Source organism: Pseudomonas sp. 25 R 14 (assembly GCF_900004755.1).
Lineage (GTDB): Bacteria > Pseudomonadota > Gammaproteobacteria > Pseudomonadales > Pseudomonadaceae > Aquipseudomonas > Aquipseudomonas brenneri.
In genome coordinates, this window is record NZ_CVTS01000064.1 from 16,532 (window position 1) to 39,671 (window position 23,140).

The window sequence follows — 23,140 nt, forward strand, 5'->3', positions numbered from 1 at the left end:
CAGAAGCACCGATTGCACGCCGACAACCGATCCCAACACCAACCACCAGCGCCCCCAGCGCGGCTCGCCCGGCTCAGGATAATCGGGGTACTCGGGCGGGCGGTTCATGGTGCGACACTCATCGAACTCGCCGGCAAGGTACTCACCAACTGACAACCGCATTCACACCGATGCCCATCCAATGCCACGGCCCTACCATCCATGGTCGAGCCCGAAGCTCCCTGGGCAACCCGGGTCAAGCCGTGCAGGTTGCACCGCACCAGGTCACCCACGCAGGCCACCGGCTTACCGAACGCCAGGTAACGCCCTTCCAGGACTTCACCACCAAAGGGCCGCAACGGATCGCCCACCCGCACCAACGGCATCATGCGACCACCGCCTTGATCTGCTCGACCTGTTCGACCAGGCTACCGGCCTTGCGCAACATGTCGCTGGTCTTGGCGATGCGCTGGCGGTAGTCGTCCTGCGCGATCTGGCGTTTCTGCTCGGCTACCACCTTGCCGATATTACCGGTGGGCTTGAGCAGTTCTTCGGCGCCCGGCAAGAACGGCACCACCAGCCCCGTGGCCTTGTCGATCACCTGATAACCAATGGTCGCCACACCGATACCCGCTGCCAGCCCGCCGACTCCGCCCAGCCCGCCGGCGCGCTTGATGCCATACACCGTGGCCCCGGCGATCATCGCAACGCCCAATATCCGACCAGCCACCACTACCGGGGACAGGTCGCGGCTGTTTTCGTTACCGAAATAGGTCATGCGGTAAAAGAAGTAACCGGCCCACATTTCGCGGCTCTTCAACGTGTCGTACATGAACCAGGCGCGAGAGTCGTGAATCTGGTCATCGAACAACGCCACCAGCAAGGCCGTGTCCGGGTCCGTGCTGGGTGTGCCTTGGGCGTCACGGTACAATTTGTCGTGACGAACCTTGCCCTCTTTGGCAATGCGGTCGTGGTCCTGGCGCTCGTCATTCTGGTTGAGCAGGTACACCGCATCGCGCAGCACCACATCAAACGTGGTGCCCTTCCAATCGGTCTGCTTGCGTTTTTTGCCCAGGTAATCGCTCTTGAATTCTGCGGCGGCCTGGCTGAGTTGGGTCTGGTCGATTGTTGGTTCGTAAATTCGGGGGCCAGGCAGCGCAGGGTTTTTCAGCCGCTCACTCGGCAAGTCTGCGAGCTTTTTCTCATAGGCCTCGCGATCTACGCTCTCTTTGTAGGCTGTAACTTCGTCGGCCTTGGTGAAGTACGGCTGGCGCTTGTAGCTGTCATTATTACCTTCACGGTCGTTGACGTAACGGCCAATGCGCCAGCCGGTGATCCAGTGCAACTGCTCGGCCAGGGTGTCTTCCACGGTGGTGTGGAGGGGGAAAGGTTTGTACTCCCAGGCAGGTAACTTGGCGGAGGTGTCGGCGTGGAGGCCGGGTAGGGTTTTGCGGCGCCAGGCGTTGAAGCGTTCAGCTACCGTTGGGTGAACCTTAAATTCGGTGAACGTCGACTCCAACATCATTCGCCATGACTTTTCCGGCTGTAGCGTCTTCGGCAATACCTCTTCGGGCACCTGAAAAGGCGCACCAATCGCGAAGGCCGCGGCATACATATCATGTAGCGTAATCTGCGAGATCAGCTCGTTGGTACCACCTCGTGCCTTGCCCTGATCATTCATTGGGTAACCGCCGCCCACATCCGAATGCACGCCGGGATACACCACTTCGTAGGAGTTGCTTGGGTACTTGCCGTCCTCGTTGCGGATCGAATCCAGAGGAAAGCAGGAACGCTGTTCAAAAGCTGCGACGAAGTGCCGACAGTGCTTGACCAGGTTCGGAAAGCGCGTTGCATCCGGCAGCAGTTGACTGTCGTCCGCCCAATCCATGTGACCGTCAAAAAACGGCACCGCATGAGCGATACCCACTGAGGCCACGGTGTCCATTATTCCCAGAAACTCAACGCTGATAGGCAGCCCGGCCAATCGTTGCACCGGTTGTTCTGCCCCGGGAGGGGTTTCAAACAACTGGCTTAGCCAGGTAACAAAGGTGCGGGCTTCGGCGGCTCCACGGGAGAAACCGTATACGTAGAGCTTGACGCCTAGCACTTCGGGGGCTGGCGGTTTTTTTGCCGCAGCAGCTTGCAGCGAGCTGAACAATTCGCCCATTACCGCGCGGCGCCTGCCTGCGCCGAACGCGCTGATTAGCGGTGCTCGCGTGCTCATGGCTTCGACTTTTGCTTTGGCCGGAATGTCATCGATTTCTTTTTTTTCGTTAAGCGCATAAGACATTGCGCTGGCGACCTGAACCAAGGCCCAATTGATGCGGTCCTCACCGCCAGTGGCATACTTCAGCCCTTCTTCGCTGTAATCCAGTTCACCAATTTCGGGGAATGGGGTGCCCACACCAGGCATATAGTAAGAAAAGTAACCACTTAATTTAGCTTTTGGCCCTTCAATTGAAGCATGGAATAGCTTAGCGATATTACTTGGATGATTATTCTTCGTGTCGCTGTATTCATTATTATTTGTGCCATCAAAAAACAAACTGACATGCAAACTTTGACAGCACCGAGAATGCTGCCTCTGTCCTTTCGAGTTATCTTCCTGACGAGACCTATTCTCTTCGAAAGTCTGCAGATTATAGTTGGCAGTCACCTCCGTAACGACGGAAGGTAAGCGGCCACCAACGGGAAAAACAGGCGGAGCCCAAGCTTTTGCCCTGGATTGAATTTTTATTTCGGGCATACGGCAGGCTCCTTCATTTCAAGTGGCTCTTTAATCGGATTATGGGGAGATCCATAACCCCAACAAGACGAAGTGACTTTGATTTTATTGCAAACCAAAAAATGCACTTTTAACCCACAACGTTCTGTTCCTGGCCATTCAGGAATATCTACTGTGGCACTGTGGTGTTGATAGTTGGCTTTGTGCTTCGCTTGGGCGGCCCAATACCCTTTCTCATCTTTTGGCCATTTTGAATACGCATAAGGATCCGGATCAGCTTCCCACTCGACATTCGCTTTTAAACCCGGACGCCACTTAACTGGCATGACGATACAACACGACGCCCCGCCCCCGCCGTGCGCTCTATAACCATTAACCGAAAACCAATTAATACCTTTAAGGGTATGATTCACCGCCGACAAATTCCCACCAGCCATCTCATTATCCGCCGAAGAACAGCCAAATAACGCCAACCCAAGAAAACCCAACAGCCCTTGCACTAAATGCCTTCTCAATACCCTCTTCATACTTCGCAACTCCCTTATTTATTTTCAAGCAACATGAAAAAGTCGCCCAACATGAGCATCTTTTTCATATGGCCTAATACGATTAATCCGCACCAACGGCATCATGCGACCACCGCCTTGATCTGCTCGACCTGTTCGACCAGGCTACCGGCCTTGCGCAACATGTCGCTGGTCTTGGCGATGCGCTGGCGGTAGTCATCCTGCGCGATCTGGTGCTTCTGCTCGGCCACCACCTTGCCGATATTGTCGGTGGGCTTGAGCAACTCCTCGGCGCCCGGCAAGAACGGCACCACCAGCCCCGTGGCCCTGTCGATCACCTGATAACCAATGGCCGCCACACCGAGACCCGCTGCCAGCCCGCCGACTCCGCCCAGCCCGCCGGCACGCTTGATGCCATACACCGTGGCCCCGGCGAGCATCGCCACGCCCAATATCCGACCGGCCACCACCACCGGGGACAGGTCGCGGCTGTTTTCGTTACCGAAATAGGTCATGCGGTAAAAGAAGTAACCGGCCCACATTTCGCGGCTCTTCAACGCGTCGTACATGAACCAGGCGCGGGAGTCGTGGATCTGGTCATCGAACAACGCCACCAGCAGGGCCATGCCCGGATCAGCGCTAGGCGTGCCTTGAGTGTCACGGAACAGTTGCTCACTGCGCTGCTTGCCCACGGCCCTGAGGGTTGCGTGGTCTTTTCTCTCATCATTTTGGTTGAGCAGGTAAATCGCATCGCGCAGTACCACATCAAGAGCGATGCCCTTCCAATCAGTCTGTTCGCGTTTCTTGCCCAGGTAATCACTCTTAAACTCTGCAGCGGCCTGACTGAGCTGGGTCTGGTCGATCGTCGGCTCGTAGATCCGTGGGCCTGGCAGGTCAGGGTTTTTCAGTCGTTTACGCGGCATGTCTGCCACTTCTTTCTCATAGTCCTTGCGCTCTTCACTCGCAGTGTAAGCCGTGACTTCTTTGGCCTGAGTGAAATACGGCTGGCGTTTGTAGCTATCGTTATCATCCTTGAGATCGTTAACATAACGGCCAATGCGCCAGCCGGTGATCCAGCCCAATTGATCGGCCAGCGCGTCTTCTACGGTTGCGCTCAACCTAGGCGGTTTGTACTCCCAGGTAAGGCCATTAATGGACTCCTCGGTTTCGATGACCAGTAGGGTTTTGCTCCGCCAAGCGTTGAAGCGTTCGACTAGTACAGGGCTAATGTTGAACTCCCGTAACGTATCTCGCCCCATGCTTCTCCATTGCGACTGCGACAACAGGTTTTTTGGCAGCACTGCTTCTAACACTTGCAGCGGCGCTCCTGCTGAAAAGGCAGCGGCATATAGGTCGTGCAGAACAATCTGCGACACCAGTTCATCAGTGCCCCCACGGGCCTTGCCCTGGTCATTTTCGGGGTAGCCGCCACCAACATCGGAGTGCACGCCGGGGTACACCACTTCGCAGGTGTCGGCGGGATATTGACCGTCTTCGTTCCGGATCGAATCCAACGGGAAGCACGAGCGCTGCTCAAAACCCGCGACCAAATGCCGGCAACACTTGACCAAATTCGGGAAGCGCTGTGCATCCGGCAATAACTGGGTGTCATCGGCCCAATCCATGTGCCCCGCGAAAAACGGGGCCGCATGGGCGATCCCAACCGAAGCCACGGTGTCCAGTAAACCGAGAAATTCGACGCTCACAGGCAAGCCTGCCAGTTCTTTAACAGGTTGTTCGGCGCCCTCAGGGGTGTCGAACAACTGGCTCAGCCAGCTGACAAAAGTACGGGCCTCGGCCGCTCCTCGGGAGAAGCCGTACACAAACAGTTTGACCACCAGCACGCGAGGCTTGGCCAATTCCTTTTTTGCCTGCAAGGGGGCCAATAACTCGTTCATCGTCCTCCGCCGATTACCTCGACCTAGAGCACTCATCAGAGGCGCCTTCAAGGTGCTCATGGCCTCGACCTTAGTTTTAGCAACCGCGTCATCAATTACGCTTTTGGTCAATGCAAATGACAGAGCACTGGCGACCTGCACCAACGCCCAGTTGATGCGATCCTCACCTCCAGTGGCATATTTCAGCCCACCTTCGCTGTAATCCAGTTCACCAATTTCGGGAAACGGGGTGCCAACACCCGGCATGTAATAAGAAAAGTAGCCGTCCTCCTCTGCTTCTCTGCCTCTCAGAGAAGCATGAAACAGTTTGGCAATATTACTGGGATGATTTTTCTTAGTATCGTTATCGTTGTTATTATTAGTGCCGTCGAAAAACAGACTGATATGGAGACTATGACAGCAGTCGGAATGCCGCTTCTGCCCTCTGGCGTCGACCCCTTGGCGAAAAAAATTCTCCTCGGCTGTTTGCTTCTGGTAATTGGCGGTTACCGTAGAAGCATCCGTCGGAAAACGGCCACCCACAGGAAACAACGGAGGAGCCCAAGCTTTAGATATTGATCTTTTTTTTACTTCGGACATACTTCTGGCTCCCTCATTCTCATGGGCTCTTTAATAGGATAATTGGGTGAACTCGGAGCCCAGCATGAACTCGTGAGCTTTATCTGATGACAGACCAAAAAATGCACAGTAAGACCACATCTTTTAGTTTCCGGCCACTCAGGAATATCCACTGTGGCGCTGTGGTGTTGGAAGCTAGATTCCGCTTTAGCCATAGCAGCCTTAAACTCCTTTGTTCCAAGAGGAGGCATTTTTTCAAACGGATTAGGGTCGACTTCCCATTCGATATTAGCTTTCAAGCCAGGACGCCATTTAATAGGCATGATAATGCAGCAGGAACGCCCCCCTCCTCCATCAGCCCTGTAACCATTGACCGACAACCAATTGATTGCACTCAAGGTATGGTTTACAGCCTGTATATTCCCGCCGGCCATTTCGTTATCTGCTGAAGAACATCCAAATAACATCAATCCCAGCAAGCCACACAATCCTTGTATCATCGACTTTTTCATAAGCAATTTCATACTTTCAAACCTCCCTAACCACAACCAAGCTAAAATGTCGCGCACGCAACTAAACAGCCACTCCACGACCACTAACTACGCACATCCAAACAGAAGCCCACATCAAGCCCAATCTTTTGAGCGTCGCTTCATCTGGCCCACCCTCAGCGAGACAGTACTTACATCTAAGATGTCTATTTATACTTTAGCTCTTCGACAATCTTATTTTGGTGATCGCTATACAGCATCACCGTATCAACTGCGAAGTCTACTGGCATACTGAGCAGGGTAACGAATGGGCACACTATGCTCAGATAACAGAGCTCAGGCATGTAGTCGTAACTCCCACTACTCTCCAGCGTCAGCAGTCTCCAGTCATATTGAACACCGACATAGTAATGACCTGAACTGTGGTAGGTTTTCGATGACTCACCTCGCTCAACTAATGTTCCGCAGCCGGCAGTAATAACCACAAGGCCAAACAGCATTATCAGAACCAATCGCCTCACCACACCCATCTCTTGTCGGAACGAGCGTTCTGTATTCTGAACACGCTGAGCATCCAATGCTGCTTGTTTGAAGCTCACAGCTTTTGCCTCACATATTCAGTCAAATCACCAAAATGGTTTTCCTCGCTGGCCTGTACGACTAATGAATATAAGGAGGCGAAAACACGTTCCCGACTCTCTTCCAAACCATCAAAACTCCCGCCATCGAGCAATTTCTGTGCATCACCAATACAACCAATCAAATCACATTGCTGATCGTTGAGGTCCTGGAATGGACTAACTTCGATACCCTCCTGATGTGCCTGGCAATTACCTTGCAGCCATTGCGGCTGATCATCCCGATCCAGCCAGCCCCAATAGCAAACCGCTTGCAAATATTCGCCACGCTGATCACTGGTCAGAATCGAGGACATCAGCAAGGGAAAGATTCTCGGGTCGTAATAACGCAACAAACCTGGCTGCCCTCCCCACTGCATTTGCGACAGGGCTTGTAGTGCGTGGCTTAATGCTTCGAAGGGTAATGGCGAGATCACAACCAGCAGGCGGGCATCGGTGGCGCAGTTAGTCATCAACTCTTCCAGCCAAGCTTTATGCTGCCAGTGCGCCAGGTCCAGGCGCATCAACAGAGGGGCCTGATCCAACAGGTTTTCTTCCGGCGTACCAGTAAACAATGAAAACCATGGAACCTCTGGCCTCAACATCTTCAGCGCGGGTACAGCACAGTTGTTCCAAGCTGATTGGTCGAGCACCACGTCAACCTGTTGTATGCCCACACTGGCACATGCCTGTTCGATCTGTTCTTGCCATTCTGTTGGCGTTGCCATCTTCATGTTCCCCCATCAACCTTCGCGCATCAGCAAACCGATGGCATTTTTCCGGGCCTTTTCAAGGCACTCTTTACACACCGACTGCGGCAACTCAGGCATTGGGAAACTCTGGCTGGTGGTGGTTTCCCACACATGCTGCCCCTTCAGGTTGAGCATGCCGGGGGTGTGGATATCGATGGTGCCGGCGGGGTTGATACGGATGTATCCGCCACCGCAGCCCAGGGTGATGCCGTTTTTCGCGGTCAGTTGCAGGTGCCCCTGCACCGATTGCACGGTGATGTTTTGCTGGGCGATCAGGTTCAGCAAATCGCCGTGGGACTCGATTTCCATCGGGCCTTTGCCCGAGACCAGGCGCAGGCCTTCCTGTTGGGCCAACAGTGAGATGGCCTGGTTGGCCTGGATAGACAGGCGTTGAGCGGCGGCCAGGTTGATTTCATCGTTGCTTTGCACGTACAGCGCGTCACCGCTTTTTAGCAGCAAGCTGGCAGGGGTCACCGCACCGATGCCCTTGGGGGCACTGAGCAGGATGGCCGGGGCGGTCAGGTCTTTGGCGTCTTTTTGCAACTGTTGCAGGCCTTCGATGGCGGGCTCGCGGCTGTGGTGGGCGCGGGCGATTTCCTGCCAGTCGGCGATTTGTTGTTTTGCGCCTTGGACCTGGCTGGTGGCCGGTTGCATGGCCAGGACATCGCCCTGCGCCTTGCCCTGCTCATCGGCACTGATAAACAACCCCTTCCCACCCCGAATCGCACCCCAACCATCGGTGCGCAGTTCAAAGCCCTCCCCGCGTTTTTTCTTCTCGGCATCCACCAAATGCCCCAGATTCAACTGGCTCTTGCCACTGTGCTCAGTACTGAGCTTGACGTGCTCCTGCCCACGCAAGTCTTCCATGCGCAGCTTATTGTTGGCTGGCGTGCGCAGCACGTTGCGCGTGTAGTTGCGTTTACCCAACGTCACGTGGTCGACGTGTTGGCTGTCGTGCAACGCGTGGGCGATGTAGGGGCGGTCGGGGTCGCCTTGTTCGAAGGCGATGGCCACTTCGGTGCCGGCCAGCAGTGGCAGGTGCAGGCCGTGGGTGTCGCCGGCGTAGGGGCGGGCCAGGCGTAGCCAGAGGCTTTCTTCGCCGGGTTTCCAGGTGTCGCGGTCGAACAGGAAGTGGACTTTGTAGCGGCCTTCGAGGTCGATGTGGCCGTAGGGGTCGTGTTCCTTGGGGCTGGTGACGCGGGCCGGGACGGTGCCGGCGATTTGCGGTTTGGGCAGCAATGCTGGGCGAAAGCACACGGTTTCCGAATACGGGATGGCCTGGAAGCTGGCTTCAAAACTGCGGTCGCGGGCGGCGTGGGTGGTGACTTGGGTGATAACCGCGCCGGGGGTGAAGGCGTTGGGCGCGCCGCCGGAGATTTTCAGGACTTGGCCGGGGGTCAGGCTGGGGCTGCTGCTGATGCCGCTGAGTTTGGTCTGGCCGTTGAGGTAACGCTCGTGGCGCAGGCGTGCGTAGAAGTAGCCGCTTTCGCTTTGCAGGTCTTCGTCCTGGTCGTAGCGGTCGCCGATGAGGTGGTAGGGCTCGGCGTAGTGGTAGGCCTCGCCGTAGGTGCCTTTGGCGCCACGGCTTTGGTCAATGTCGCCGTCGAGGTAGGCGTTGGCGACGCGGTGGTGGTAGGCGCGGATGTTGACGTGTTGCTCCACCACCTTGTGGTTCGATTGCAGGCGCCATACGCCGTCCTCGCCGTTGCTGTTCATGCCCGATTGCGGGCGGTATGGCAGTTGCACGTCGAATTGGTAGTGGCGTTGATCGTCGTGGAATTCCACCACGTCGATGTTCAGGCGTTCGTCGCGGGTGAAGCGGTACCAGATGCCGACTTCGGCCAACAGGCGCGAGATGAAGGCCAGGTCGCTTTCGTCATACTGCATGACCTGTTCGCGCTTGGGGTATTCGCGTACCAGGTTGAAGAGGAAGTCCTGGCCTTCGAAGTCGTGGCGGGTGCGCAGGATGCTTTCGACGATCTGCGGCACCGATTGGTGTTGGTAGATACGAAATTGTTTGCCGCGAGCGAGCAAGGCCAGGCGCGGTTCGAGGGTGATTTCGTAGCGGGCTTCGTCGAGAGAGCCGGACAGGCGTTTGAAGCCGGTGACCACGCCGTGCAAGGTGCGCAGTGGCTTGACCGGCGGTACTTCAATACCCACGGCTTTGAGCGCGGCCATGCCGGGGTTCAGGCCGGGGCCGTGCAGGCTGAAGTTGGCGTCTTGGCCTAACAGGGTGTCAGCACTGAGGTCACCGTCGATGCAGGTGAATTCGACGCGGTAGTTGAACGGCTGGCTCAGGCCTTCGTGGCCTTCGAAGGCCAGCACGTCCAATACCGAATCCAGCCCATAGACCGCGAGTTTGTGCCGGCTGTGGTCGAAGAAGGTGCGCAGTTCATTGAGCATGTTCAGGCCTCCAGGGCGACCGGCGTGTGATGGTCCTGGCCGTCGGTGAAGTGCAGAACAATGCCCTCATCCTCGCTGTAGCCCAGGGTCACCTCGGTGGTTTTTTCGTGGGCGGCCTGGCGTCGCAGCAGCTGTTGGCTGAGTACCGGCAGGATCTGTTGATTGAGCAGGCTGTCGATGTTGCGTGCGCCGGTGTCGGGCAGCAGGCACGCGGCAACCAGTGCCTGGTTGAGCGCCAGGTCGATGCGGCAGTGCACGCCGTAGTGGCGCTGCAAGCGCTTGGCAACCTGGCCCAGCTTGATGGCGACAATGCGTTGCAGGGCATCGGCCAGCAACGGGCGGTAGATCAGGGTCTGGAAGCGGGCGAGCAAGGCCGGCTGGAAATGCTCGCGCAGGATCGGGCGCAGCAGTTCTTGCAGGGTGCTGTCGGGCGCGCCGGGGAACTCTTGCAGGCAGGCTTGCAGTTCGTCGCTGCCCAGGTTGGAGGTCATGAGGATGACGGTGTTGCGAAAGTCGATTTCGCGCCCTTCGCCATCGCGCATAAAACCACGGTCGAACACTTGGTAGAACAGGTTGATCACGTCGCGGTGGGCTTTTTCCACTTCATCGAGCAGCACCACGCTGTAGGGGCGTTGGCGCACGGCTTCGGTGAGCACGCCGCCCTGGCCGTAACCCACATAGCCGGGTGGCGAGCCTTTGAGCTGGCTGACGGTGTGGGCTTCCTGGTATTCCGAGAGGTTGATGGTGATCAGGGATCGTTCACCACCGAACAATTTGTCCGCCAGGGCCAGGGCGGTTTCGGTTTTGCCGACGCCGCTGGTGCCCACCAGCAGGAACACACCCAGCGGCGCCTTGTCGTCGGTCAGGCCGGTCTTGGCGGCGCGCAGGCGCTGGGCCAGGGCGCTCAGGGCGTGGTCCTGGCCGATCACCTGTTCGCCCAGTTGGCGTTCCAGTTCCAACAGGTTGGCCTGTTCGTCCTTGAGCAGGCTGCCCAGGGGCACGCCGGTCCAGTCGGCGATCACTTCGGCCACGCTGCGCACATCCACATCCAGCGACAACAGCGGTTGGTTGCCCTGCACTTCGCGCAATTGTTGTTGCAGGTGCAGGCAAGCGTCCCGGCTCGACGGTTCGGCCAGGCGCGCCGCGAGCAGTTGCCGGGTGAGGTCGAGTTCGTGGCGGTATTGCTCCTCCATGGCCGCTTGCCGACGCTGCAGGTCGGCGTGCTGGCCGGCAATGCCCTCCAGGCGCTCCTCGGTATCGGCGCCATTGAGTTTGCGGTCTTCTTCCAGGGCCAGGTTTTCCAGTTCCAGGGCAGCCTGCAAGGCTTTGAGGCGCACCAGCGGTTGCGGCTCGCAGTCCAGGCCCATGCGCACCCTGGCGCTGGCGGTGTCGAGCAGGTCGACGGCTTTGTCCGGCAGTTGGCGCCCGGTGAGGTAGCGCCGCGACAGGCTGACCGCTGCCTGCACCGCCGCGTCCTGGATGTGCACGCCATGGTGGCTGGCGTAGCGCGCCTTGAGGCCGCGCAACATGAGGCTGGCGTTGGCATCGTTTGGCTCGTCGACCTTGACTACCTGGAAGCGCCGCTCCAGGGCCGCGTCCCGCTCGAAATACTGTTTGTACTCGCTCCAGGTGGTGGCGGCGATGGTGCGCAATTCGCCTCGGGCCAGAGCCGGCTTGAGCAGGTTGGCCGCATCGGCGCCGCCGGCCTGATTGCCTGCGCCGATCAGGGTGTGGGCCTCGTCGATGAACAACAGCACCGGCTGCGGCGATTGCTGCACGGCGTCGATCACGTTTTTCAGGCGTTGTTCGAACTCGCCCTTGACCCCGGCGCCGGCCTGCAGCAGACCCAGGTCCAGGGTACGCAGGCTGACCGACTTGAGGCTGTCGGGCACGTTGCCTTCGGCGATGCGCAACGCCAGCCCTTCGACCAGCGCGGTCTTGCCCACACCGGGCTCGCCCACCAGGATCGGGTTGTTCTTGCGCCGGCGGCTGAGGATGTCGATGACCTGGCGGATTTCATCGTCACGCCCGAACACCGGGTCGATCTGCCCTGCCTTGGCCTTGGCGGTCACGTCCTGGGTGAAGCGGTCGAGGATGCCCTGCAACGCCTCCTGCAGTTCGGGGAGCGAGGCACTGTCGACCGGAGCGTTATCGGTGGGTTCCAATGTGTAGTGCTGGTTCGGTTGTGGACGCTCAATCGACTGCTGGTCGAGCAGCCCGAACAAGCGTTGCAACTGGCTGTCGCTGAGGCTGAGCAGCGGCCAGGCAGCCTCGCAGGCGAGCAAGCCGGGGTTTTCCAGCAAGGCCGCGAGCAGGTGCGCCGAGCGGATGGATTCGTTGCGGCTGTCCAGCGATGCATACAACCAGGCGCATTTGATCAGGTGGTGCAGCTTGTCGCACAACTGCGGCTTGCTGTGCACGCTGCGCGGCAGGCCGTCGAGGTGTTCGAGCAGGCCTTGCCACAGGGTGTCCATGTCCCATTCATAGCGTCGGGCAATCACGGTCAGGTCACCCTCGCCCTGCTCCAGCAACTTGAGCAGCCAGTGCTCGATGCTGATCACCCCGTGGGCGCGGCTCTGGCACAGGGTCGCCGCAGCACTCAGGGCCTGGGCGCAATATGGGTTGAGGCGGCGAAGCAAAAGGGCGGAATTCTGGGCCATGGGCGTACATCTCTGGTCTGGGGGCTCGGCGTGTCATCAAAGCTCGATGTGTTTGGCTGAGCGTCCGCGAACGGGCGCTCAACCCTGCACACCGCGAACCGACAAGCACACAGGCGCCTGCCGGCTTTTACGCGTCAGGCGCTCTGGCGTTCGTTCCAGGCGTCGGAGTGGATGATGTTTCCGTCCTTGTAGGTCCAGGTGACCTTCTCGTAGCGCAGCTCGACCTGTTCCATGTGGTTGTGCTTCTCTTTGCCCGGGTCTTTGATGTCGTGCATTTTCGGCGCGACTTTGACGACCTTGACGTTTTCCAGCTTGGTGATGAAGTACTCGACTTCCTGGCCGGCGTCATCGATGCGGTACCACTTGAACTCGGCGCTTTTAAGCGTTTGGCCCGTGGTTACAGCCTTGTACAGGTAAGGGCTGGACGCATCGATTTCCTTGCTGAACAGGAACGGGGTGTGCACCCGCGTGCCGGTCAGCTTGCCGGTGTTGTTGTCGGTGGGGATGTACAGGCTGTGGTCCTGCGCGATGACCTCGATACTGCCTTCGCGTTTCTGCACATCCACGGAACCTTTGATTTCCGCGCCGCCGTCATCTTGCAGCCAGAGGTAAACGGGAATTGCCATGTGAAGCTCCTTTTCTCGGGGTTTGCATGCCGCGGGATGCGACAGGCGGGGTCTTGCCCGGCCCCGCAGCGGGTAGCGCACAGGCCCCCACTTCCGGTACCAGGCGAATATCGACGCGACGGTTGGCGGCACGCCCTGCTTCGGTGTCGTTGCTAGCCACGGGCTGCTGGGCGCCAAAGCCCTGCACCGCGAAGCAACTGTCGGGAATGTCGCCCATGCGCTGCATCCAGTCGCGCACCGAGGCAGCCCGGGCGCGGGACAGCTCAAGGTTCTGGGCGGGGCTGCCGGTGATATCGGTATGTCCGGCGATGACGATCAGCCAACCAGCCTGGGCCTTGATGTTTACCAGCGCGTCGATCAGCACCTTGGTGGAGCCGGCCTTGAGCTCAGCCCGGCCGGGGTCGAACAGAGAGAGGCTGTCCAGGCGCACCGGGTCGGGAATCTTCACCGGCGGCGGTGCCTCGGGCGGCTGGCGATGGGCGGCGATGGTCGCCAGCAACGGCAAGCGCAACCGCTCGCCGCGATACAGGCCCAGGCCCAGTGCCAGCGGCTCACCCTGGCGGTAATAGTCGTCCAGGCGCGCTGCGTCCTCGCGCAACACAGCCACTGCGTTTTCGCGCAAGGCGAATTGCGGCTGGTCGCGGCGCTCGGCCAACGGGATGGCGTGGTAGCGGCGCAGGTCATCACTGACCTGACGCAGCAGCAGGTTGTTCTGCCAGGCTGAACTGAGCAGCGCCACTACGCCCGCCAGGGTGAACAGCCACGCCGCCATGATGCCCGCACGCAACCTCGCGGAGCGCCGAATACGCAGGGGCAACAGGTTGAGGAGAGGATCGGGAAACGGCAGGCTAGCCCCGGCCACCGAGGGCTCGGGCGCGCCCAGAGCGACTCTGGCGCGCAGCCATTGCTGCCACAGGTTGCCCGCCACACGCTGGGGCACGGCCGGCACCAGCGTCATCGCCCACACCAGCGGAACGCGCGCATCACGCCCGGTGAAGTGCGGCAGCACCTTGTCTTTGAGCCAAGCGGCGAGACTACCGACCTGTACGCCCATAGCCAGACGCACCGTGCCGTGGGCGCCGTCAACAACTTGCCGCTGCCAATCGCTCAAGCTGACACAGGCGCCGGCACTGCGCACCCATAGGCCACCCTCGCCGTCCTCACAGCTAAACCAGGCGTCTTCTTCAGTGTTGGCCTGCCCATAACTGACCAGCATCAATGGCAACGCGAGGCCGCGTTTTCGCGCCAGCGCGAGTTGATGACGGAAGGCACGTAGGCGCCCCGCCAGCTCGCTATCGTCAGTGTGCTCAACCGGGTTGATGCAAAACATCACGTTCAGTTGCCCGCCCCAGTCCGGGCGTTGCGCTAATATGCCAGCCACTGCCGCGCCCAGTTGGTCTGGCGTGGCAACCCGTACATAGCAGCCTTGCGCGGTAACCCGCAACGCCAGTTGTTCGGCGGGGACGGTACCGAACAGTCCCGTCAGCCCATCGCCACACACCAGCACCACGGGCTGGCGATAAGTCGCCGCCGGCAAGGGTGTTGCGCCAGGCGGCAGCAGTTCCGAGCGGCGCCTTGCGAAACGGCGCTCCGCCCAGATCCAGGCCAGCACGACCGCAAGAATCGCAGCCACTCGCACCCAGCCCGCAGTCGGAATGATCAGTGACAGTGTAAAGACCAGCACCCCGGCCCACAGCCAGAGACCTCGTATCATCTTGAGTGTCATTGCGCGCTCACGCCTGGCCAGGTGTAAGCGTGGTGACCTGGCTGCCCAGCATCTGGTCCAGCCCCCACCAAACACCGACCAAAAGCACGCCCGCCAAGACCAGGCGCACCCACGGCGAGCGCACTGCGCTCAACCGCTCTTTGCGTGAGCCACTGCCCTGGGTGGTGAGCATCGGGTTGAGCTTCAGGGGAGGAACGTGCGCATTCAAGGCATCCATCAGCCGCTGGCGCTCGGGGTGGTTGAGGTCTGGGTAGCGCCCGCGAAAACCCAGCAGCATCACGCGCTGGAACACCGTCAGTACCAACAGGTCGGGCACCGGCTGGCGCAGGGCCTGACGCATGTCCTCATACAGGAACTCCCCTGCTTGGTGACGGTTGAACAAGTGGGCCTGCAGGGGCTTGCTCGCCCAGCGCGCATGGGCCGGTCCCTTGGCGCGGTTCAGCACGGTTTCATCGAACAGCGCGCTCTGGGCATGGCAGATCAACGCCGTACTTTTGTTGCTCACTCCGGCCGCCTGCAAGGCTTGATACACTTGCTTGACCTGCCGCACGCAGCAACGCCACAGCTCGGTGGTGTCTTGCACCTCCGCGCCCTGGCGCAGTTCGACCACCATCAGGTAGCTATTTTGCAAGAGCTTGTCGATATCCAGCGCAGAGGCCGGGTTCTTTTTCGAGGCCGTCAGGTTCATGCGCGCAATACCGCGAAGAGTTCAAGTTTGATGTCGACCAGCGTGCTGGGTACATAAAGGGCGCAGACCCCTTCGGCCAGCATCGCCTGGCCCTTGGGATGCCCAAGGTCGAGGGCGAAATACTGGTTTTCCAGGCGCAGTGGAATTGCCGCCGGTACATGGCTCAGCGGCTGCAACGGAATGCCATCGAGCGCGGCGTTAACCAACTGATTGACGTCGTCCGGCGTACCCATTTTGCACAGGCGCGGGAAGTGTTTTTGCAACTGCGCGGCTGGCATGCGGCAACGCACCGACAGGTAGAAATCGGCACCGTCACGCTCACGCAGACGAGCATCGTTAAGCGTGACCTGCCAACGATTGGCAGCCACTTCCTCCAGCACCAGGGCCACTACACGCGACGGCAGGCTGGCCTCGAGCAAGGTGGAAATGGTCTGCATCAACGGCGGGAACACGGTTTCCAGTTGCTCATGCCGATAGGCCGGAATCTGGTCGATATCGTGCTCCAGGGAAAACGTTAGCAAGCCACCAGCCAGTTTGATCAGCGCCTGGTACACCTGCTCGGGATGCCGCGCAGGGTGGGCCTTGAGGTCGGCCAGCACCGGTTGATAGGTGTTCAAGGCGTTGAGCAACCAGAACAGCGACACGTCAGCCACGGCGAAATCGGCCATGCGCTGGTTGCTTTCGCGGCGCATGCCCATCAGCCGTTGGCGCTTGGCGGCGAGCTGAGTCAGTAGGTTATCCAGTTGGGTCAACAACCCCGGGTGGGCGGCAAAACTGAGCAATGGCGGCACGAAGTCGGGATCCAGGTGCCAGGCGCCCTGCCCGTCGCGCATCAGCCGCGCGACAGGACAGGTCAGGTAGTCGGCATTCTCGTCGTCGGCCAGACGCAGGGTCAGCACATGTTCGAGTACGCCAATCGATTGCACCTCATCGCCATATACATCCTGTACCTGGCGCCAGTCCTGGCGATAGCGCACTGGCCGGTCGGCCCGTGCGCCCTCGAACACACAGTTATTGCCATTGGCCTGTTCCAGCGGCAGCGCCAGCACCAACGTGGCACTGCGGCGGGAGTCGGCCAACAGTCCGGCCAGTTCCAGCGCCGGTGGCAGGGGATCCACATGGTCGCTATCGATCAAGGTGCCATCAGGCAGGCGTACCCGCAACTGAGTGGCCTTGAGCTTGCCCAGCTGCAAAGCCTGCAAGTCGAAGGCCACCCCCCAAACCCCCCAGGGGTGTACGTGGCAGAGATGAGCCAGACGGTCGTCGGCCCACGCCTCCCAACGCGCCTGCTGCTGGAACTGTTGCGGCGACAGCAAGGCGCCCGCGGCCCACAGGGGGCGGTCGATCTTCATCACATCGTGTCCTTGCAAAGGGGATCAGGCTTTGGCCTTGGGCATCTGCGAAACCAGCGACAAGTTGACGTCCATGCCTTCGACCTGAAAGTGCGGAATCGCATACAACTTGACGCGGAAGAACCCCGGGTTGTCCTCGATGTCCTCGACCGTCACCCGCGCATCGCGCAAGGGGTGGGACGCTTGCAGGTCATCACCCGGGTCGGTCATTTCGGTGACGAGGCCACCCACCCATTTGTTCAGTTCCAGTTCGAGCAAGCGGCGGTCCTTGGTGGTACCGATGTTTTCGCGCTGGATCAATTTGAGGTAATGGGCGATGCGCGACAGCAGGAAGATGTAGGGCAAGCGCGCGTTGATGCGGCTGTTGGCCGTGGCATCGGCGGTGTCGTACAGCGCGGGTTTCTGGGTGGAGTTGGCCGAGAAGAAGCACGCGTAGTCGCGGTTCTTGTAGTACGACAACGGGATGAAACCGAGGTTGGCGAATTCGAATTCGCGGGTTTCCGGGATCATCACTTCGGACGGGATCTTCACCTGGTTGCCGGTGCCCAGGTCGTAGAGGTGAATCGGCAGGTCGGTGACCGCACCGCCCGACTGCGGGCCGCGAATCTGCACGCACCAGCCGTTGGTAATGAAGCTCTTGACCATGTTGGCCGCGAAGGCGAACGAGGCGTTGGTCCACAGGTATTTCTCGTGGTCCGGGCCCTTGACGCTTTCGATGTAGTTGAAGCTGCGCACCGGGATGGTGTCCGGGCCATACGGCAGGCGCCCCAGTACACGCGGCATGAGCAGGCCGATATAACGCGAGTCATCGCTGTCGCGGAACGACTTCCACTTGATGTATTCGGCGCGGTCGAAGTAGTTACCGATGTCCTTGATCGCCGCGACTTCCTCCATCGACTGTTTACCGAAGAACGCCGGCCCCACCGCGCCAATGAACGGCATATGGGCGGCAGCGGCGACTTTGGAAATGTTGCGCAGCAGGGCAATGTCCTGCGGGCCACGCCCGAACTCGTAGTTGGAAATGGCCGCCGCAATCGGCTCACCGCCCGGGGTGTCGTATTCCTGGGTGTAGGTGTGCTGGTACAGGCCGCTCTGGGCAATTTCGGGTACGTCTTCGAAGTCCTGGATCAGGTGATCCTTGCTGATATCCAGCAGCTCGATGCGCACGTTCTGGCGAAAATCGGTCTGGTCGATCAGCGACTTCACGCCGCGCCAGGTGGACTCGACGCGCTGGAAATCCGGGTGGTGCATGATCGCATCGAGTTGACGGCTGATCTGCGTATCCAGCGCCGCGATGTGCTCGTCCAGCAACGTCTTGTCCAGGCGCTCGACTTTCTGTGACGACTGCTTGAGCAGGTTGAGGAATACGCTGACTGCTGCGGTTACCCGCTCATCGGGCGAGGCCTCGGACAACACTTCGGCATTCTGAAAGGGCTCGATCGCGCCCAACTCCGACACCGGGTTGAGGTTGATCTTGGCGAACAACGCGTTATACACGCCCTGGCCGACTTCGGCGGCATAGGTCTGGGTTTGCTGCGGTTGTGACGATGGGTGTTCGACGGACATGATCAAAATTCCTTATCAGCGGACCAAGGGCAATCAACGAGCGGACGGCGGCGCCAGGGCGGCCAGCTCAGCGCGCAGTTCGTCGCTCAGGGCGTCGTCCTTGAGGATGCGCTCCAGCTCATGGCGGAAGGTGGCGTTATCGAGCAGGTTGGATTTGAGGTCGCGCAACAGGTTGCGCATCGCCAGCAGGGCGCGCAGCTGCGGCATTTGCCGGGCGACTTGCTCGGGCTCGAAATCCTTCATGTTGCGGAAGGTCAGCGCGATGGCCGCTTCGGCGTCGCCCTCGACCAGGGTATTTTCCACCGCCAGTTTCACGCTGGGGGAAAACTCGGCCAGCACGCTGTCGAAGTTGTTCTTGTTGATATCTACCTTGTTTCGTTCAGATAACGGACGCTGTTCCTGACCGTTGCTGTAATCACCCATGACCATGAGTTTGAGTGGCAGCTCTATCTTTTTCTGCGCGCCGCCGGTGTGCAAATCGAGCTTGATATTTACCCGAGCCTTGGGTACTTCGTTTTGAAAGCTATTTGAAGCCATACACCCTCCAGACACTCTTTGCGCGACACGCCATTGCGTCACGAACAACAACTGAAACTGGAGTTAATGCTTGGCCGACAGCCTCTAAAGGGTTGCCGTCCTGGCATATAAACTCCGCTGAGAAGCTGCAACAAGCAGCGAACTTTCGTGTAATAACTGAATACCCACACCGATAGCGTGGTACTTCACCCTGCGATGACTTTACCTTCAGCGAGCGGCGGGCAACTGGGCGCCCTGCTTCAGGTTTTACCCATTTTTAAACAGCTGGCTGCGCCTACCCGCACCAAAACGGCGCACAAAAAGATAGCTACTCCTGTCCGCGAGCCAATGACGGTTTATGTGAGAGCCCACCCAATAAACATAACGTTTAAAGAGTATTACATCCCGCTTGAAAAAATATCAATACGTCACCTTTGTTCACATTTGCATGGATACTCAACACAGCACACCTACATGAGCACATCACGCTCGGAAATTTCCTACATCAATTATTCGAAACTACCGCTAGACACTTAGCCGAACCGAGAAATTATCTCGCTAAATCTTTTTTCCTACACTTGGGGAGGGGGAATCTTTGGCTGTAGGGTGAAAAATCCCTATTAAATGTCCTACACCTCAAGTCGTTTCCAAGAAGCAAAAACCTGGGTATTTTTTCCGAGTGGTGAAACAAAACTCCGTTACTAAATATTTCAAAGGCTGCAAAAAAACTTCGCTTTAAAAGGTTTTGATGTGTCAGTGCTTAAAGCGCCAGGCAACGCGTCGCTGCCGGAACACCGTGAGCAGCATCTGCGCGAAAGGCAGCAGGAGGCTTGCTGCATCGAGCTCAAAAGACCGATTGAGGTAGCACCGCATCTGTACCGCCCAAGCGCAGGCGTGGGAAATTTTCCCGATCAAGACGCCCTACCCGAATCAACATTGAATGCTACGCGCGTCAGAAGCCCGCCTATCTCTTTGATAATTATCGTATTGACTCTGCCGAACAGCGGTTTACGGGCGCTATGTCCGTTCGCGGTCGGCAGGAAATTTCCTACAGAGCCATAGGATTCAGATTGCTTGAATATGCATCGCTTGTAGGTGCTTGAGGCAGACCCCGCCTGAGCGTAGACAAGAGCAACCAGGCCAGGCCGATACGAACGTCCGTTTGTTCCAGGAGACGTGAGCGACCCAGATGTTCCCACGAACAAACACACTCAATAAGCATTAAAAGCTAGCACTCTCAATCCATACGCGTGGGGAGTCGCTCATTTTAAAAAGCCTGCTAAATTCAATTCTGTTATCCAGCGAGTTTCAGCGCGAATGATTAACGGAATCCAAACTTAATTATTTTTGCGGAGACGGCTTACGCCATCGACATGAACAAAATACATGCTGTGATTTGGAGCGTTTCAAAACACTGTTGGTTGGTCGTCTCTGAACACGCAAGCAGCGGTGGCGGGCGAAGCAGCCGTCGCGCGGTCATTGATCGAAGTGGTTTGGACAAGGCGCAAACGGCACTGGGCTTACAACAACTGCCTGGCTCTATCAATGCTGTTTCACTCAGCTTGCGCACAGTACGCACTGCTCTCATTCCGATGATGTTGACGCTCGGGACGGTATCCATCGCTGTTGCAGGGCCAGGCGATGGTATTTTCGTCAACGATGGCACTGATAACGGCTGCAGCCGGGTCGGTGACTCGGGCTCGATGAGCGGCGTAACTAACGCGGCGTGTACTTCATCCGACAAGTCAACTCAGACTGATCACTCGCTGTTCTATAACCCACTGGGTCAAGTAGGCCTCGGGGCGACATCGTTGACGCTGGGTAACGAACTCTTTGTCAATGGCGGTTCCACCGCAACACTTTTGGCCCCGGTGACCGCCGGTGCGCATATCAATACCCTCGACATGCGTGGCACTAAAGTCCTGCAACTTGCGAACGGCACCGTTTCGGCCACCTCGCAGGACGCCGTGAACGGCGCCGAACTGTTCAACACCGCAACTTCAACGGCAACCGCGCTGGGGGGTGGCGCTCAAGTCACCGGCACTACCGGACAGATTTCCGCCCCAAGCTATAGCACCACCACCGTCAATGCAGCGGGCAACGTCACCACCGCCACCACCAGCGCCAATGTCGGTGATGCATTGACCAACCTGAGCAACAGCCTGGCCAACAGCGCTAACGTCGGTGTCAACTATGACGACGCGGCCACCAAGGCCCGCGTGACGTTCAACCCGACTGGCGCTGCAACCACGCTGGCGAATGTTGCCGCCGGCACCTTGAGTGCCACCAGCACCGAGGCGGTCAATGGCACCCAGTTGAACGCTACCAATACCACCGTCAGCGCCCAGGGCGCCCAACTGAGCGGCATGCTCAATGACGGCACGGGTATCAAGTACTTCCACAGCGCTTCAACCAAAGGTGACAGCAGCGCCACAGGGACCGACAGTGTGGCCATCGGCCCGGCGGCAACAGCTGCCGGCGGAGGGTCTATCAGTCTTGGTAACGGTGCCACCACCACCGCAACGGGTGGTAGAGCAATCGCCTTGGGGAACTTGTCAAACGCCCAGAGTAACGGTTCCGTCGCGATCGGCTCTGAATCCACCGCCTCCGGCATTGACGGTCTTGCGTTGGGCTGGCAGGCCCAGGCGCTGGCAGCCGGCGCCGTCGCGCTTGGCGGCCAGGCCGCTGCGTCGGGCAATAACAGTGTCGCCCTGGGCAACAACGCCAGTGCTACGGTCGCAAACTCCATGGCGTTGGGCTCTTTCGCCACCACCACTGCTGCTACTGCGACGACCAATGGCGTGATCAACGGCACCACTTACACCTACGCCGGTACTGCGCCTGTGGGCGTGCTCAGTGTTGGCAATGCAACCCAGCAGCGGCAGATCACCAACGTCGCCGCCGGCGAGGTTTCGGCTACCAGCACCAATGCGATCAACGGCAGCCAATTGAACGCAACCAACACGGCAGTCAATGCCTTGGGCGCCCAGGATCAACAATTCACCACCGCTCTGGGTGGCGGCGCGCAGTTGGACCCGACCACGGGGGCCTGGGTCGCACCGAGCTACAGCACCACCACCATCGATACCGCCGGCAATGCCAGCGCCCCTGCCACCAGCAACAACGTGGGCGCTGCCCTGACCGGCCTCAGCAACAGCCTGGCCAATACCGCCGCCGTGGGTGTCAAGTACGATGATGTGAGCACCAAAACCTCGGTGACCTTCAACCAGGGCGGCACTGCAACGACCTTGACCAACGTCGCCGCCGGCACCTTGAGCGCCACCAGCACCGAGGCGGTCAACGGTAGCCAGTTGAATGCCACCAACACCTCGGTCACCGACCTGGGTACCAGTCTCAACACCTCGATTACCAACCTGGGCAACAGCTTCAGCACCCAGTTGGGCAACATCGTCACCAACGGCGCTGGTATCAAGTATTTCCACAGCAACTCGGTCCTGGGCGACAGCACGGCCACCGGCACCGACAGCGTAGCCATCGGCCCGGTGGCAACTGCTTCGGCCGACAACGCCATTGCCCTGGGCAACGGAGCCAACGCCAGCACCGCCAACTCCCTGGCCCTGGGTAATGGCGCCACCACCGCTGCGGCCACTGCAACTGCCAGCGGCGTGATCAATGGCACCACTTACAATTACGCCGGTACTGCGCCTGTGGGCGTGCTCAGCGTTGGCGCCGTCGGTGCCGAGCGGCAGATCAGCAATGTCGCGGCTGGGCGGGTGTCGGCCACCAGCACCGACGCGGTAAACGGCAGCCAGTTGAATGCCACCAATACCTCGGTGAGCGACCTGAGCACCAACCTCAGCACGCAGATCAGCAACCTGACCAACACTGCCGCCGAGGGTGTCAAGTACGATGATGTGAACACCAAAACCTCGGTGACCTTCAACCAGGGCGGCACTGCAACGACCTTGACCAACGTCGCCGCCGGCACCTTGAGCGCCACCAGCACCGACGCTGTCAATGGCAGCCAGTTGAATGCCACCAACACCTCGGTCACCGACCTGGGTACCAGTCTCAACACCTCGATTACCAACCTGGGCAACAGCTTCAGCACCCAGT

The 23,140-nt window shown here is 59.0% G+C and carries 15 protein-coding genes and 1 pseudogene; 1 reads left to right on the top strand and 15 read right to left on the bottom strand.

Annotated features, from left to right (window positions below):
• Nucleotides 1-104 precede the first annotated feature (104 nt).
• The 15 genes from BFQ03_RS22870 to tssB form a co-directional block, all read right to left on the bottom strand.
• Nucleotides 105-368 carry a PAAR domain-containing protein gene (locus BFQ03_RS22870; protein WP_065944083.1) on the bottom strand — a complete coding sequence of 88 codons (264 nt, stop codon included), beginning with the start codon at nt 366-368 and terminating at the stop codon, nt 105-107.
• A complete protein-coding gene (locus BFQ03_RS22875) occupies nt 365-2,725 on the bottom strand; it encodes a T6SS phospholipase effector Tle1-like catalytic domain-containing protein (RefSeq protein ID WP_065944084.1) in 2,361 nt (786 codons plus the stop codon). The genes BFQ03_RS22870 and BFQ03_RS22875 overlap by 4 nt, the downstream gene beginning before the upstream one ends.
• Complete coding sequence (locus BFQ03_RS29300; RefSeq protein WP_083204896.1) at nt 2,713-3,231, bottom strand: Tli1a family immunity protein; 519 nt, start codon at nt 3,229-3,231, stop codon at nt 2,713-2,715. The genes BFQ03_RS22875 and BFQ03_RS29300 overlap by 13 nt, the downstream gene beginning before the upstream one ends.
• Nucleotides 3,232-3,332: 101 nt before the next feature.
• Complete coding sequence (locus tag BFQ03_RS22880) at nt 3,333-5,687, bottom strand: T6SS phospholipase effector Tle1-like catalytic domain-containing protein (protein WP_065944085.1); 2,355 nt, start codon at nt 5,685-5,687, stop codon at nt 3,333-3,335.
• Nucleotides 5,675-6,190 (bottom strand): Tli1a family immunity protein, encoded by a 516-nt coding sequence (locus BFQ03_RS29305; protein ID WP_083204897.1) that lies wholly within the window; start codon nt 6,188-6,190, stop codon nt 5,675-5,677. The genes BFQ03_RS22880 and BFQ03_RS29305 overlap by 13 nt, the downstream gene beginning before the upstream one ends.
• 173 nt (nt 6,191-6,363) lie before the next feature.
• Complete coding sequence (locus BFQ03_RS22885) at nt 6,364-6,756, bottom strand: YceK/YidQ family lipoprotein (RefSeq protein WP_083204898.1); 393 nt, start codon at nt 6,754-6,756, stop codon at nt 6,364-6,366.
• Nucleotides 6,753-7,508 (bottom strand): toxin Tle1 chaperone Tla1, encoded by a 756-nt coding sequence (locus BFQ03_RS22890; RefSeq protein WP_065944086.1) that lies wholly within the window; start codon nt 7,506-7,508, stop codon nt 6,753-6,755. The genes BFQ03_RS22885 and BFQ03_RS22890 overlap by 4 nt, the downstream gene beginning before the upstream one ends.
• Before the next feature lie 9 nt (nt 7,509-7,517).
• The gene (vgrG, locus tag BFQ03_RS22895) at nt 7,518-9,929 is read right to left on the bottom strand and encodes a type VI secretion system Vgr family protein (protein ID WP_065944087.1); all 2,412 of its coding nucleotides are present in this window, start codon (nt 9,927-9,929) and stop codon (nt 7,518-7,520) included.
• Nucleotides 9,930-9,931: 2 nt separating this feature from the next.
• Nucleotides 9,932-12,589 carry a type VI secretion system ATPase TssH gene (gene tssH, locus BFQ03_RS22900; protein ID WP_065944088.1) on the bottom strand — a complete coding sequence of 886 codons (2,658 nt, stop codon included), beginning with the start codon at nt 12,587-12,589 and terminating at the stop codon, nt 9,932-9,934.
• A gap of 134 nt (nt 12,590-12,723) precedes the next feature.
• Nucleotides 12,724-13,215, bottom strand: coding sequence for an Hcp family type VI secretion system effector (locus tag BFQ03_RS22905; RefSeq protein ID WP_065944089.1), 492 nt, complete (start codon nt 13,213-13,215; stop codon nt 12,724-12,726).
• Nucleotides 13,181-14,929, bottom strand: coding sequence for an OmpA family protein (locus tag BFQ03_RS22910; RefSeq protein WP_239695273.1), 1,749 nt, complete (start codon nt 14,927-14,929; stop codon nt 13,181-13,183). The genes BFQ03_RS22905 and BFQ03_RS22910 overlap by 35 nt, the downstream gene beginning before the upstream one ends.
• Before the next feature lie 19 nt (nt 14,930-14,948).
• A complete protein-coding gene (gene tssL, locus BFQ03_RS22915; RefSeq protein ID WP_065944091.1) occupies nt 14,949-15,629 on the bottom strand; it encodes a type VI secretion system protein TssL, short form in 681 nt (226 codons plus the stop codon).
• The gene (gene tssK / locus BFQ03_RS22920; RefSeq protein ID WP_065944092.1) at nt 15,626-16,981 is read right to left on the bottom strand and encodes a type VI secretion system baseplate subunit TssK; all 1,356 of its coding nucleotides are present in this window, start codon (nt 16,979-16,981) and stop codon (nt 15,626-15,628) included. Before tssK ends, tssL begins: the two co-directional genes overlap by 4 nt.
• A gap of 24 nt (nt 16,982-17,005) precedes the next feature.
• On the bottom strand, nt 17,006-18,547 hold the full coding sequence (tssC, locus tag BFQ03_RS22925; RefSeq protein WP_065944093.1) for a type VI secretion system contractile sheath large subunit: 1,542 nt from the start codon (nt 18,545-18,547) through the stop codon (nt 17,006-17,008).
• A 33-nt stretch (nt 18,548-18,580) separates the two neighbouring features.
• Nucleotides 18,581-19,084, bottom strand: coding sequence for a type VI secretion system contractile sheath small subunit (gene tssB / locus BFQ03_RS22930; protein ID WP_065944094.1), 504 nt, complete (start codon nt 19,082-19,084; stop codon nt 18,581-18,583).
• 1,790 nt (nt 19,085-20,874) lie between these two features.
• Between tssB and BFQ03_RS22935 the strand changes: the two are divergent.
• Nucleotides 20,875-23,140 (top strand): annotated as a pseudogene (locus BFQ03_RS22935) (hypothetical protein); the annotation flags it as partial.

Excerpts from the sequence above, each read along its gene's own strand:
- tssB (WP_065944094.1), bottom strand. The coding sequence starts at position 19,084 with ATGGCTTCAAATAGCTTTCAAAACGAAGTACCCAAGGCTCGGGTAAAT.
- BFQ03_RS29300 (WP_083204896.1), bottom strand. The coding sequence starts at position 3,231 with ATGAAGAGGGTATTGAGAAGGCATTTAGTGCAAGGGCTGTTGGGTTTT.
- BFQ03_RS22890 (WP_065944086.1), bottom strand. The coding sequence starts at position 7,508 with ATGAAGATGGCAACGCCAACAGAATGGCAAGAACAGATCGAACAGGCA.
- BFQ03_RS22875 (WP_065944084.1), bottom strand. The coding sequence starts at position 2,725 with ATGCCCGAAATAAAAATTCAATCCAGGGCAAAAGCTTGGGCTCCGCCT.
- BFQ03_RS22905 (WP_065944089.1), bottom strand. The coding sequence starts at position 13,215 with ATGGCAATTCCCGTTTACCTCTGGCTGCAAGATGACGGCGGCGCGGAA.
- tssH (WP_065944088.1), bottom strand. The coding sequence starts at position 12,589 with ATGGCCCAGAATTCCGCCCTTTTGCTTCGCCGCCTCAACCCATATTGC.
- tssL (WP_065944091.1), bottom strand. The coding sequence starts at position 15,629 with ATGAACCTGACGGCCTCGAAAAAGAACCCGGCCTCTGCGCTGGATATC.
- BFQ03_RS22870 (WP_065944083.1), bottom strand. The coding sequence starts at position 368 with ATGATGCCGTTGGTGCGGGTGGGCGATCCGTTGCGGCCCTTTGGTGGT.
- BFQ03_RS22880 (WP_065944085.1), bottom strand. The coding sequence starts at position 5,687 with ATGTCCGAAGTAAAAAAAAGATCAATATCTAAAGCTTGGGCTCCTCCG.
- BFQ03_RS22910 (WP_239695273.1), bottom strand. The coding sequence starts at position 14,929 with ATGATACGAGGTCTCTGGCTGTGGGCCGGGGTGCTGGTCTTTACACTG.
- vgrG (WP_065944087.1), bottom strand. The coding sequence starts at position 9,929 with ATGCTCAATGAACTGCGCACCTTCTTCGACCACAGCCGGCACAAACTC.
- tssK (WP_065944092.1), bottom strand. The coding sequence starts at position 16,981 with ATGAAGATCGACCGCCCCCTGTGGGCCGCGGGCGCCTTGCTGTCGCCG.
- BFQ03_RS29305 (WP_083204897.1), bottom strand. The coding sequence starts at position 6,190 with ATGAAATTGCTTATGAAAAAGTCGATGATACAAGGATTGTGTGGCTTG.
- tssC (WP_065944093.1), bottom strand. The coding sequence starts at position 18,547 with ATGTCCGTCGAACACCCATCGTCACAACCGCAGCAAACCCAGACCTAT.